This is a genomic window from Microbacterium sp. KNMS, assembly GCF_053851835.1.
Genome location: NZ_JBSQBP010000007.1, coordinates 126,481 through 138,047, shown reverse-complemented (window position 1 = coordinate 138,047; position 11,567 = coordinate 126,481). Strand labels below are relative to the sequence as shown.

Sequence of the window (11,567 nt, the reverse complement as noted above, 5' to 3'; positions counted from 1 at the left end):
GCCCCGGAGCCCGTCATGGGCTCCGGGGCGGCTCTCTGCGCGCTCGCGTCAGCGGCCCGTCCTGCGTGTCTCGCTGCGTGCGGTTATGTGTGTGGAATACCGGGAGGAGGTGAGACATGCGGGGCCGGTTGGCCGTCCGTGTCTCGCTCCGTGCGGTTCTGGGTGTGGGATACCCGGCCCACGTGAGACATGCGGGCTCCACCGGGCCGTCCGTGTCTCACTCTGCGCGGCTATACCTGCCGGAAAGCCGGGTCACGTGAGACATGCCGCACCCGGCCCGCCCAGCGCCTCGCGCGCGAGTGCGAGGTGGGCGCGGGTCGTCTCGGTCGGGTCGTCGTCGAGCCACTCGTGCCCGCCCCATTCGCTGCAGAGCGTGCCGCGGAAGTCCGAGCCGCGCAGCAGCGCCCCGAGGTCGCGGATGGGCGCGCTGACCCGGCCGTCGTCGTCCTCGAGGTCCCAGAACTTGAGGTGGAAGGCGCCGACGAGCGGCAGGATGGGGCGGAGCACGGCGGCCTCGGATCGGCCGAACCGCACGATGAGGTTCATGAAGAGCGTCCGCAGCTCGGGCGGCACCTCGCCCGCGCGCAGGGCCGCCGTCACCGCCGCCGAGGTGCCCGGGTCGCGCCACTCCTCGCGGAGCCGCGCGTGCAGGGCGGGCGGCAGCGCCGACATCCGCTCGAGGTAGGTCCTCGGGAGCGCAGGCATGAGCATGCTGATGTCCACGAGGAGGCGCAGGTGCGGGTCGTCGATCGCGGCGACCACGTCGACGGCGGCGGCCTCGCGCTCGGGCGTCTGGTGGCCCTGCATCTCCTCGTAGAGCGTGAGGTCGAGCTCCTGCAGGGTCGGCAGGAGCCGGCGCAGCAGCGCCTCACCGGCCTGCCCGATCGGCAGCCGCACGCCCTCGGCGCCGAGGGCGTGCGCCGCGTGCAGCTGCGGCAGCAGGAAGGCGAGCCGCTCGTCGTCCGATCGGCGCCCGCCGTCGCCGGTCCAGTCGTCGATGCTCGCCCCGGCGATGCTGACGCGTCCGCCCACGTCCGCGATGCGCGTGCCGAGCCCTGCCGCCTCGTCAGCGGATGGCGCGGGGAACGATGGGAGGGACTGCCCGAGCTCGACCTCGAGGACATCGGCCGTGCCCTCGGCGGCGATCGCGACGGCGATGTCGGGCGCCGAGCGCTCGGCGCGGATGACCTCGGGCGTCCAGTTGAAGGCGCTCGCGGCGAGCGTCCATCGGCCCGCGGCCGCGGCCGTCCGCTCCGGCGCGCGCGGCGCCGCGGCGGGGGAGGGAGCGGACGGCGCCGCATCGAGTTCGAGCACCCGCCGCGCGCGGAACGGCAGCACGAGCGGATGGCCCGGGGCGCCCGGGAGATAGGGGATGAGGAGCGAGAACGCGACCTCGACGTCGTGACGGCCGTCGGCAAGCGGCCCCGGAGCCACGACCTCGACGCGGTCCTGCAGGAACCACCACTCCGGGTGGCCCTCGCGCATCCGCGCGCCGACCGGCTCTCCGTCGACCGAGACCGCGAGGTCCTGAAGCGATGACAGAGGGAGCGAGCGGATCCACGGCAGCGACAGGCGCAGGGCGAACCCCTCCCGATCCGAGACGAGCGCGTCGTCGCGGAGCACGGGGAGCGTCATGCGCCGCCCTTCTGCGTCGCGGGCTCGCCCGCCGCGACCCACTCGTCGAACATGCGGCGCACCATCGGCTCGAGCGTCGTCGGCCACCAGTCGCCGCCCTCGACGGGCTCGCCCAGATCCTCGGGCGTGGGGATGGTCACCTCCCCCGTCGCCGCCCACTCGGCGGCTCGCGGGAAGAGGGCGCGGAACGCGGGGTGCCCGATCGCCGCGACGTCGTGGCCGATGCCGATCGAGGCCGAGCGGCCTGCGCCGTACTCGACCGTCCAGGCGACGGGGTGCTCCTCGCCCATGCCCGGCAGCGCGCGCCACTGGGCGGGCACCTGGGTGTAGCGCAGCGGGTTGTCCCAGCCGGTGAGCAGGATCGTCTTCCGCACGCCCTCGGGCCAGCGCAGGCCGACGTAGAGGTCGTCGCCGTAGTGCGGGAACTCGGCGGGCCATCCATCCGTGATGGGGTGCGCCTCGGCCGTGCGGAGGAGGAAGTCGTTGTTGGGCGCCCGCCGCGAGGTGTCCTCGCGCATCACGCCGCCGAGGAGGCGCTCGTACTCCGGATCCCAGCCGACGCCTCCCGCGAGGGTCGGGTGATACGCGACGAGGCCCTTGCCCGAGGCGACGAAGTCGAACAGCGCGCGCTCCGTCTCCTCGCCGAAGCGCTCCTCGGGCACGTCGCGCCAGGGGTCGCGCCGCCCGTAGTAGTTGAGGACGACGAGATCGTATGGGCGCAGCGTGTCGGCGGTCGCGCCCCGGAACTCCTCGGAGACCCGGACATCGAAGCGCCCGGTCGACTCCAGCAGCGCGACGAGGGCCGGAGTGGTCTTCCGCCAGTCGTGGTGGACGTCGGTCATCCCGGTGACGATGAGCGTGCGGATGGGCTTCGGGGTCATGACACTCCTTCGTGTGACTTAGACCCAGAAGATACACACTTCCGTCGTTTTTCGTAAGAAGCGGTCTCAGGCCGCGGCGAGCACCCCCTGGATGGTGGGCCGGCCGTCCGCGAACCAGCGCGGGAAGGTCGCGTCGAACAGCTGCTCGATCGCGAGCTGCGCGCCGCCGCGGATGGGCTCGGTCGGGTCGTTCGCGGAGTTCACGATCTGCAGGTCGCGGGTCGCGAGGGGCAGCGAGAGCTCGTACACGCGCTGGCGCACCTCCGCGAGGAAGACCTCGCCCGCGGACGCGATCGCACCGCCGATGACGATCACCGCCGGGTTGAACATGTTGACGAGCGTCGCGATCGACTCCCCGGCGACGCGTGCGGACTTCTGGATGAGCGAGATCGCGAGCGCATCGCCGTGGGTGGCGGCGATCGCGATGTGCTCCGGGGTGAGCTCCTCGTCGTTCTTGACGAAGTAGGCGAGGGCTCCGTCGTCGCCCTCCGCCACCGCGCGTTGCGCGTCGCGGATGAGCGCCCATCCGCTCGCGACGGCCTCGAGGCAGCCGATCTTGCCGCACCGGCACAGCTCCTCCGAGCCGAGCACGCGCACGTGCCCGATGTCGCCGGCCGCGCCGTTCGCGCCGCGGTGGAGGTGCCCCTGCGAGAGGAGCCCGGCGCCGATGCCGGATCCGATCTTGCAGAAGATGAGGTCGACGTTCTGCGCACGGCGGCGGTCGCGCTCGCTGAGCGCGAGGAGGTTCACGTCGTTGTCGACCCACACGGGCGCGGAGAACCGCTCCTCGAAGCGCGCTCGGACGTCGAATCCGCTCCAGCCGGGCATGATCGGCGGAGCGACCGGGCGCCCCGAGCTGAAGTCGACGGGCCCGGGGACGCCGACGACGACGGCCCAGATCGGGGCGTCCGCCGTCTGCGCGAGCACGGTCTCGGCCATCTCGATCGCGGCGTCGAGCGTCGCGTCCGGCCCGCGTGTGATGTCCCACGGCGCGTGATCGTCGGCGATCACGCGCCCGTCGAGATCGGTCACGCCGACGCGGATGTGCAGGGCGCCGAGGGCGCACACGAGGATGCGCGCCTGCTCGGATCGGAAGCGCAGCACGCGGGGCGCGCGCCCTCCGGAGGACGGGCCCAGCTCGGCGTCCTCGAGGAAGCCCGCTTCGATCGCGCGGTCGACGCGCTGCGACACGACGCCGCGCCCGAGTCCGGTCACCCGGCCGATCTCGGGCCGCGTGGTGGCCTCGCCGGTCCGGACGAGATTGACGATCCGCAGCAGGCTCGTGACCTCGTCGGTCTGGGCCCCGAATCGGAGGGTGGACTGGTTCGCCATCCTCGGATTCTGGCACAGTGCCCGCGAGATCGCGCGATCTATTGTCGATCGCGCCGAAACTTACGTGTACTTTTAACGTAAGTGCGCACGACGAGGAGGTCGCATGCCCACAGGAGTCGGGATCATCGGCGCGGGCCCGGGCGCGGCAGCGCTCCACGTCCCCACCCTCGCCCGCCTGGGCGATCGCTTCGCGGTCGTGCACGTCGCGGACGCGGGCAGTGGGCGCGCGGCCGCCATCGCGGCACCGCTGGGAGCCCGCGCCTCCTCGAGCGCCGAGGAGCTGCTCGCCGACCCGGCCGTCGAGGTCGTCGTGATCGCGTCGCCGCCAGAGCGTCATGCGGGCCAGGTTCTCGCGGCGGTCGCGGCCGGCAAGCGCGGCGTCCTGTGCGAGAAGCCGCTCGCTCTCGCGCACGGCGAGGTGGACGCGGTGCTGCGCGCCTGCCGCGAGGCCGGGGTCGCGCTCATCGTGGGGACGAATCACCTCCACGACCCCGCGTGGGGGCGCGCCAAGCACTTCCTCATCGCACGGCGCGAACGGGTTCAGAGCATCTCCGTCACGGTGTCGCTGCCGGCCAACGACCGCTATCACGCCGCGGTGACCGAGTTCGCGGACCGCGGCGTGGCCGCGCCCGCGCGCTCGGCGCCCGACTGGTCGGATGCGGGCTTCGCTGCGGCGGTCATCCGCCAGCTCGTCCTCGGCCTCGCCATCCACGACGCCCCGCTGCTGCGCGATCTCGCGCCCCGCCTCGACAAGGTCGTGTTCGCACGCCCCGTGCCGCCGATCGGATACGCGATCGGATTCCGCGCGGGCGACGTGCTCGTGCAGCTCGCGACGGCGATGGTGCCCGACGGCGCCGAGGCGCTGTGGCGCGTCTCCATCCGGACCGAGGGGGATGGCGTCGAGATCGACTTCCCGCCGTCGTTCGTGCACGACGGCTCCGCCGAGGTGCGGATCCGGCATGACGACGGCCGGCTGATCCGCCATCCGCGCGCTGCGGACGACGGCTATGTCGCACTCTGGCGCGCGTTCGCGGCGGCACTGGATGGCGACGCGCCCATCGAGTACGACGAGATCGCGGCCGACGCGCACTACGCGATCGATCTCGCGGATGCGGTCGCGGACGCCGTGCGGAGCGCCGCATGATCGGCGTGGACCTCGCGTCCGCGCGGGAGTCCGCCGACCGCTTCCGGGTCGCCGCGATCGAGCTGCCGCTGACGGTCGGTCCCGGCCGCGGGGCCACCGCGGAGCCTGGGGGCGAGCGGGTGGTCGTGGTCGACGGCGCCGACGGATGGGTCCCGCGGCTGCGCGACGCTCTCGCAGGGAGCAGCCGCTCGACGTCGCCGCTCGTGGCCGAGCCGGTGTCCGTTCCGGCCGAGGCGCTCGACGTGCTCGGCGCAGCGGAGTGCGCGGTCGAGCGCGAGCGGCTGCGCCCGCTGCCGGACCAGGCGTCCCGCGCGGCTGCCGCGGCTCGCGCTGTCGTCGTCGAGGCGGCTCTGCCGACCGACGCGGCGGCGGAGTGGCTCCGGGACGCGATCGGCTGGGGCCGCGTGCTCGCCGGGCCTCTCGCGCCGTCCGCGTGCACGCGCAGCTCGGCCGGCGTCCTCGCCCTCCTGGCGACGCCCCACGGGGTCCCCGTGACGCTCCTCGCGGGCGCGACCTCGGGCCATCCGGCGATCGTCGCGCGGACGCTCGGCGAGCAGCGGGTCGAGGTGCGCGTCGATCCCCGCGGCGTCGAGGTGCGGGTCGCCACGGCGGACGGCGAGCTCGTGCTCCCTCGGGTGCGCGAGTCCGCCGCGCGAGCTGCCCTGCGGCGTGCGGCGCACGGCGGGGCGACCGACCTGTCCGACCTCGTGCACGACGAGCGCGTGCGCGCCGTCCTCTCCGAAGGGAACTGACATGAGCGACACCGAGGCAGCCGGCCTACCCGACTTCCGGCGCCTCCCCGTGCGCGAAGCCATCCGCTGGCTCGCCGAGCACGGGGAGCCGGCGGATCCGCGCCCCGACATCGACACGGCGTCGCTCGAGCGGCGGTTCCCGCATCTGCGCGGGATCGAGACGGTCGAGCACACGGTCGACGGCCCGCAGGGCGGCGTGCCCGTGCGGCTCTACCGGCGCCCCGGGGCGGAAGCGCGCGTCGCGCTCGTCTGGGTGCACGGCGGCGGGTTCATCGGCGGGCACCTCGACATGCCGGAGTCGAACTGGGTCGCCAGGGAGCTCGCCGCGCGCGGGATCCCCGTTCTCGCGGTCGACTACACGAAATGCCTCGGCCAGGCGCACTTCCCTGCGCCGTCCGACGATGTGCTCGCGGCCTGGCGCTCCGCGCCCGCCCTGCTGGGACTACCGGCTGATCGCCTGGTGCTCGGCGGGGCGAGTGCGGGCGGCAACCTCGCGGTCGGCGTGGCCGCGCGTGTGCGCGACGGCGCAGACGGGCCCCTGCCGGGCGGGCTCCTGGCCGTCTACCCTGCGCTTCACGCGAACAGCGCGAACCCGGGGGTGCCGCTCGATCCCGCATCACCCCATGCGCAGCTCGCCCTGAACTTCGCGGGCTCCGTCGACGCCCTGAGCGATCCGCACGCGTTCCCGGGCGAGGGGAGCGGCGCGGGATACCCGCCCGCGCTCGTCGTCGTCTGCGAGCGAGACGCGCTCCGGCCATCCGGCGCGGCGTTCGCCGGGGCGGTGCGTGCGACCGGAGGGACGGTCGAGCTGCACGTGGAGCCGGGCGCCGCGCATGGTCACATCGACCAGCCGGGCGACGCGGGTGCGCTCCGCACGCTCGACGTCGTGAGCGACTGGCTGTACGCACGTCAAGGATGACTTTCGACCTACTTATGTAGTTTTTCTACTGAAGCTGGTATGCTGGCGGGGACATCGGGGCCCGCGAGGGCTCGTTCCCGTCGGCGCCGAGGCCGACGGGGCACACCAGGTCGAGTCGACAGCCCGGTCGTACGGGCCATCCGCTGATGAACCTCTCTCCGCTCCGCATCCGACTCCTCGTCGGCGCGCTCTTCGTCGTGTCGTTCCTGGGCGCGCTCGACCACACCATCGTCTCGACCTCGCTCGCGACGATCGCCGGCGAGCTCGACGCGCTCGCGCAGATGAGCTGGATCATCGTGGCCTACACGCTCGCGAGCACGGTGCTCATGCCGGTCATCGGCCGCCTCGGCGACATGATCGGCCCGCGCCTGGTCTTCCTCGTCTCGCTCGCGGTGTTCCTCGCGGCGTCGCTCGCGTGCGGCTTCGCCCCCGGCATGACGGCGCTCATCGTCGCACGCGTCGTCCAGGGCGTCGGATCGGCGGGTCTCCACCTCATGTCGCAGACGATCGTCGCGCACGTGACGACGCCCCGGCAGCGCGCGCGGTACATGAGCGTCATCGGCGCGGCCTTCCCGGTCGCGATCCTCGCCGGCCCCGTGCTCGGCGGACTGATCGTCGACACGTGGGGATGGCCGTGGGTCTTCTGGATCAATCTGCCGCTCGGCGGAGCGGCGCTCGCGTTCGCGGCGTTCGCGCTGCCGCACGTCGAGAGCGGGGCGGAGCGGGGGCGCATCGACGTCGCCGGGGCCCTCGCGTTCGCGGTCGCCATGGTCTCGCTCGTGCTCGCGGTCACCTGGCTCGGCGATCCCGCCGCGCTCGGCGCCGGCCTCGCGTGCGCGGCGCTGTCGGCGACGGGCTTCGCGGTCTTCGTGCTCGTGGAGTTCCGCGCATCGCACCCGCTCGTTCCGCTGCGCCTGTTCGCCGACCGCCGGATGGCCGCGTCGACCGCTCTCTCCGCGGTCATCGGCGTCGGGCTCTTCTCGGTCACGGCGTACCTTCCGACGTTCTTCCAGATGGCGTACCGCACGAGCGCGACGGTCTCGGGTCTCGTGCCGATCGCCACGGTGTTCGGGATGCTCGTGTCGAGCCTGTTCAGCGGATGGCTCGTCGGGCGCACCGGACGCTACCGGCGCTTCGCGATCGCCGGTCCGCTGCTGGCGTCGTTCGGCCTCGGAGCGATGGCCGTCCTCCCGCTCGGGCTGCCGCTGTGGGTGCCGATGGCGCTCATGGCGCTCGTCGGCATCGGCACGGGCCTCTTCATGAGCCTCGTGGTCGCGGTCGCGCAGAGCTCGGCGCCGCGCTCGGCGACCGGGGCCGCGACCGCCGCGGTCAACCTCGTCCGCCAGATCGGCTCCACGGTGGCGACCGCGATCGTCGGAGGCGTGATCGGCGCGGGCGTGGCCGCCGCCCTCGTCTCCGAGGTCGCCGCGCTCACGCCGCAGGAGGTGCACGCGGCGCCCGCGGCCGTGCAGGACGCCGTCGCCCGCGCGTACGGCGACGTCATGGGGCCCGTCTTCGGCGCTCTCGCGCTCGTCTACCTCCTCGGCTTCGTCATCGCGCTCCTCCTGCCTGCGGGGCGCCTCGCGGACGAGCACGCCCCTGCCCACCCGCCCGCCGCAGAGCCGACCCGCCTCGTCGGGCGCAGCCATCCGATCCCCCAGGCCGCCGCAGGCGGCCCCGCCTCATCCCGCGAGGAGACTCCATGAACGCCCAGCCCGTCATCGCCGTCGTCGGCAGCGGACCCATCGGCTCGACCTTCGCGCGCGAGCTGCTCGAGCGCCATCCGCGCGCCCGTGTGGTCATGTTCGAGGCCGGTCCGCAGCTCACCGCCGTGCCGGGGGAGAGCGTGCGCAACATCCCGTCGCCCGACGAGAAGGCGCGGGCGCGCGAGCTGTCGCAGGGCCCGCAGGCGGGCGCCCTGCGCGAGTCGCTCGGCATCCCGGCCGGAACGGTCGTCGAGGGGATGTTCACGGCGCGGCAGGGCACGCATCTGCTCGACTTCGGCGGGGAGGGCGCCGCGCACGCACGGACCTTCCCGGCGGCCGCGGCCTCGACGAACGTCGGTGGGATGGGCGCCCACTGGACGTGCGCGACGCCCCGCCCCTCCGGCTCGGAGCGCGTCGACTTCATCGACGACGCGGAGTGGGATGCGCTCATCCGGCGCGCGGAGGAGCTCCTGCACGTGCAGAGCGCCGCGTTCGCCGACTCGGCCGTCGGCGCGGCCATCCGCTCGCTGCTCGAGGAGGCAGCGGGCTCCGACCCCGCGCCGAGCACGCTGCCGGTCGCGGGAGACCCGCAGCCCGACGGCACGGTCCGCTGGGCCGGCGCCGACGTCGTGCTCGGCCCGCTCGCCGACCCGGGCTCCCCGCTCGCGGCGCGCTTCGAGCTGCGCGACCTGTCGCTCGTGCGCCAGATCGTCGTCGACGGCGCGCGCGCGACCGGCGTCGTCGTCGAGGACCTCCGCACCCGCGAGACCGCGACGGTCGAGGCCGACCTCGTCGTGGTCGCTGCCGACGCGTTCCGCACCCCGCAGCTGCTGTGGGCGTCGGGCATCCGGCCGCGCGCACTCGGCCGCTACCTCACCGAGCACCCGGTCGTGATCTCGACCGTCGCGCTGTCCGGCGACCAGATGTCGCGGTTCGCCTCGGAGGCCGATCTCGAGGCGGAGCTCGCGCGCCGCGCGGCGAACCCGGTCGACCCCGTCGCCGCCGTCAACCGCATCCCGTTCGCCGAGCCGGGCCATCCGTACTCCCTGCAGGTGATGTACGCCGAGCAGCCCCCCTTCCCGCTCGATGAGAGCCATCCGCACGCCGGCAACCGGTGGGGATACGTCAACATGGGCTACGGGATGCGCAAGCGCCCGCGCTTCGAGGACGGCGTCACGTTCTCGGACGACGAGCTCGACTACCGCGGGCTGCCGAACATGACCATCGAGTACGCGCTCGGCCCCGAGGAGGAGGCCGAGATCGCCGACGCGACCGAGCGCCTGCGCCGCATCGGCGAGGGGCTCGGCGTCTTCATCGCCGAGCCGCGGCTCATGCCCAACGGGTCGAGCCTGCACTACCAGGGCACCACCCGGCTCGGCGTCGCCGACGACGGCACCTCGGTCGCCGACCCGCACTCGCGGGTGTGGGGCTTCGAGAACCTCTACGTCGGCGGCAACGGCACGATCCCGACCGCGACGACGATGAACCCGACGCTCATGTCGGTCGCGCTCGCCGTGCGGGCCGCGCAGGACGCCGCGGCGCGCCTGTAAGACCGCGCCGGCCGATGCGGGGCGTCGGCCGGCGTGTGGGTTCGCCTGTCGTTCGCCCCGGAACGCGGCAGACGGCCATCCCTTGGACGCGGAACGCGGCAGGAGTCTCAGACTCCTGCCGCGTCCTGCGTCGATCCGCGCCCGGTTCGCCGCGAAACGCGGCGACGGCCGAGGCGCCCGAGCGCGGCTATGGCCGAGGTGCCCGCCGGCGCACTCGACGCGGACGAGAAGAAGGCCCAATGTTGGCTTCACGCAAGCTTATGACTATTCTCGACATAAGTGAGCCCCACGACGGGGCGCGAGAGGAGCGAGGATGCTCGAGAAATCCCTCATCCAGTCGAAGGGATTCCGCAACGTCGGCGGAGACCACCCGACCGGATTCCAGCTGCGGGTGCGCAGCCCCTACTACCGCGGCGTCTGGGCGAACCTGCTCGAGGAGCCCACGCTCGTCGTCGACGGCGAGGAATTCGGCGCCTCCGACATCACGTGGGGCCTCCCGAGCGGCGAGTACTCGTTCGCGCAGCTGCGGGAGTCGACGGATGTCCGCTGGCCGCTCGAGCACGCGGCGGTGCTGACGGTGACGAAGGACGGCGGCCTCGCGCCGGGCGTCCACGACGTCTCGTTCACCCTGCGCATGCGCATGTCGTACATCCCCGAAGAGCTCCAGCCGCAGGCCTGGACCGCGACCCGGAAGGCGGTGATCGTCCGATGAGCGCCATCCCGTTCCAGCTGGGCGTCTCGGTCTACAGCTACACCGGCGACTTCGGCGTCGTCATGGACCTCGACGACTGCGCGCGCGACATCGCCGATCTCGGCGCGACCGGAATCGAGATCCTCGGCGAGGGCCATGTCGAGAGCTACCCCGAGCCATCTGCGGCCTTCATCGACGCGTGGCACGCCCGCAACGCCGAGCTCGGGCTCACGCCGACGCTGTACGGGTCCTGGCTCGACACGCGCCGGTTCCCGGGGCGCGGCATGACCGTCGAGGAGGGCGCCGAGCAGCTCGCGCTCGACCTGCGTCTCGCCGCGACGCTCGGGTTCTCGTTCGTGCGCCCCAAGATCGGCGTCGTGACGAGCGACCTCCAGGTCGATCCGATCTGGGACCAGGCCGTCGAGCGCAACCTCGACCTCGCGCACGAGCTCGGCATCACGATCTGCCCCGAGATCCACTGGCCGTCGGTCATCAGGTCGCCCGTGGTCGACGAGTACATCGCGTTCATCGAGCGCACCGGCACCGAGAACTTCGGACTGCTCATCGACACGGGCGTGTTCCAGAAGAGCATGTTCCGCCGCGAGGAGCCCGGCATCACGTCGCAGCTCGGCACGGACGGCGCGCCCGCGTTTCCCGTCGTGCCCGTGGTGCCGGTCTCCGATCTGCGCGACGTCATGCCCTACACGGTGTACTTCCAGGCGAAGTTCCACGAGATCGACGACGAGCTCGTCGACCACCACATCCCGTGGGCTGAGATCATCGACGTCGTCCTCGAATCGGGATACACGGGCTGGCTCTCGAGCGAGTACGAGGGGCACAAGCACCCGTACCGCGCCTCGGATCAGCTGCGCCGCCAGCACGCGCTCATCCGCACGCTCGCGACGGAGCGCCAGGCGGCGGCGCGTTGAGCGTCGTCTGAGGTTCGGATGGTCTCCT

At 73.1% G+C, this 11,567-nt stretch carries 10 protein-coding genes; 7 read left to right on the top strand and 3 right to left on the bottom strand.

Going from position 1 to position 11,567, the window contains the following annotated elements; genetic code table 11:
• Positions 1-252 precede the first annotated feature (252 nt).
• From ACWXWW_RS06550 to ACWXWW_RS06540, 3 genes are all read right to left on the bottom strand, one after another.
• On the bottom strand, positions 253-1,635 hold the full coding sequence (locus ACWXWW_RS06550) for a restriction endonuclease subunit R (RefSeq protein ID WP_455969377.1): 1,383 nt from the start codon (positions 1,633-1,635) through the stop codon (positions 253-255).
• Positions 1,632-2,516, bottom strand: a complete 885-nt coding sequence (locus ACWXWW_RS06545; protein ID WP_455969376.1) for a ThuA domain-containing protein — start codon at positions 2,514-2,516, stop codon at positions 1,632-1,634. Before ACWXWW_RS06545 ends, ACWXWW_RS06550 begins: the two co-directional genes overlap by 4 nt.
• Before the next feature lie 66 nt (positions 2,517-2,582).
• On the bottom strand, positions 2,583-3,848 hold the full coding sequence (locus ACWXWW_RS06540; protein ID WP_455969375.1) for an ROK family protein: 1,266 nt from the start codon (positions 3,846-3,848) through the stop codon (positions 2,583-2,585).
• A 103-nt stretch (positions 3,849-3,951) separates the two neighbouring features.
• On the opposite strand from ACWXWW_RS06540, the gene ACWXWW_RS06535 reads away from it, so the two are divergent.
• The 7 genes from ACWXWW_RS06535 (at position 3,952) to ACWXWW_RS06505 (ending at position 11,539) form a co-directional block, all read left to right on the top strand.
• Positions 3,952-4,992 carry a Gfo/Idh/MocA family protein gene (locus tag ACWXWW_RS06535; protein WP_455969374.1) on the top strand — a complete coding sequence of 347 codons (1,041 nt, stop codon included), beginning with the start codon at positions 3,952-3,954 and terminating at the stop codon, positions 4,990-4,992.
• A complete protein-coding gene (locus tag ACWXWW_RS06530) occupies positions 4,989-5,744 on the top strand; it encodes a hypothetical protein (protein ID WP_455969373.1) in 756 nt (251 codons plus the stop codon). Before ACWXWW_RS06535 ends, ACWXWW_RS06530 begins: the two co-directional genes overlap by 4 nt.
• A 1-nt stretch (position 5,745) precedes the next feature.
• On the top strand, positions 5,746-6,663 hold the full coding sequence (locus ACWXWW_RS06525) for an alpha/beta hydrolase (RefSeq protein ID WP_455969372.1): 918 nt from the start codon (positions 5,746-5,748) through the stop codon (positions 6,661-6,663).
• A gap of 146 nt (positions 6,664-6,809) precedes the next feature.
• Complete coding sequence (locus ACWXWW_RS06520) at positions 6,810-8,369, top strand: MFS transporter (protein ID WP_455969371.1); 1,560 nt, start codon at positions 6,810-6,812, stop codon at positions 8,367-8,369.
• Entirely contained in the window at positions 8,366-9,919 is a 1,554-nt protein-coding gene (locus ACWXWW_RS06515; RefSeq protein ID WP_455969370.1) for a GMC oxidoreductase, read from the top strand. Before ACWXWW_RS06520 ends, ACWXWW_RS06515 begins: the two co-directional genes overlap by 4 nt.
• Before the next feature lie 313 nt (positions 9,920-10,232).
• The gene (locus ACWXWW_RS06510; RefSeq protein WP_455969369.1) at positions 10,233-10,631 is read left to right on the top strand and encodes a C-glycoside deglycosidase beta subunit domain-containing protein; all 399 of its coding nucleotides are present in this window, start codon (positions 10,233-10,235) and stop codon (positions 10,629-10,631) included.
• Positions 10,628-11,539 (top strand): sugar phosphate isomerase/epimerase family protein, encoded by a 912-nt coding sequence (locus tag ACWXWW_RS06505; RefSeq protein WP_455969368.1) that lies wholly within the window; start codon positions 10,628-10,630, stop codon positions 11,537-11,539. The genes ACWXWW_RS06510 and ACWXWW_RS06505 overlap by 4 nt, the downstream gene beginning before the upstream one ends.
• Positions 11,540-11,567: the final 28 nt, after the last annotated feature.

Coding starts and splice junctions, on each gene's coding strand:
- ACWXWW_RS06510 (WP_455969369.1), top strand. CDS start 10,233: ATGCTCGAGAAATCCCTCATCCAGTCGAAGGGATTCCGCAACGTCGGC.
- ACWXWW_RS06540 (WP_455969375.1), bottom strand. CDS start 3,848: ATGGCGAACCAGTCCACCCTCCGATTCGGGGCCCAGACCGACGAGGTC.
- ACWXWW_RS06520 (WP_455969371.1), top strand. CDS start 6,810: ATGAACCTCTCTCCGCTCCGCATCCGACTCCTCGTCGGCGCGCTCTTC.
- ACWXWW_RS06525 (WP_455969372.1), top strand. CDS start 5,746: ATGAGCGACACCGAGGCAGCCGGCCTACCCGACTTCCGGCGCCTCCCC.
- ACWXWW_RS06550 (WP_455969377.1), bottom strand. CDS start 1,635: ATGACGCTCCCCGTGCTCCGCGACGACGCGCTCGTCTCGGATCGGGAG.
- ACWXWW_RS06530 (WP_455969373.1), top strand. CDS start 4,989: ATGATCGGCGTGGACCTCGCGTCCGCGCGGGAGTCCGCCGACCGCTTC.
- ACWXWW_RS06535 (WP_455969374.1), top strand. CDS start 3,952: ATGCCCACAGGAGTCGGGATCATCGGCGCGGGCCCGGGCGCGGCAGCG.
- ACWXWW_RS06515 (WP_455969370.1), top strand. CDS start 8,366: ATGAACGCCCAGCCCGTCATCGCCGTCGTCGGCAGCGGACCCATCGGC.
- ACWXWW_RS06505 (WP_455969368.1), top strand. CDS start 10,628: ATGAGCGCCATCCCGTTCCAGCTGGGCGTCTCGGTCTACAGCTACACC.
- ACWXWW_RS06545 (WP_455969376.1), bottom strand. CDS start 2,516: ATGACCCCGAAGCCCATCCGCACGCTCATCGTCACCGGGATGACCGAC.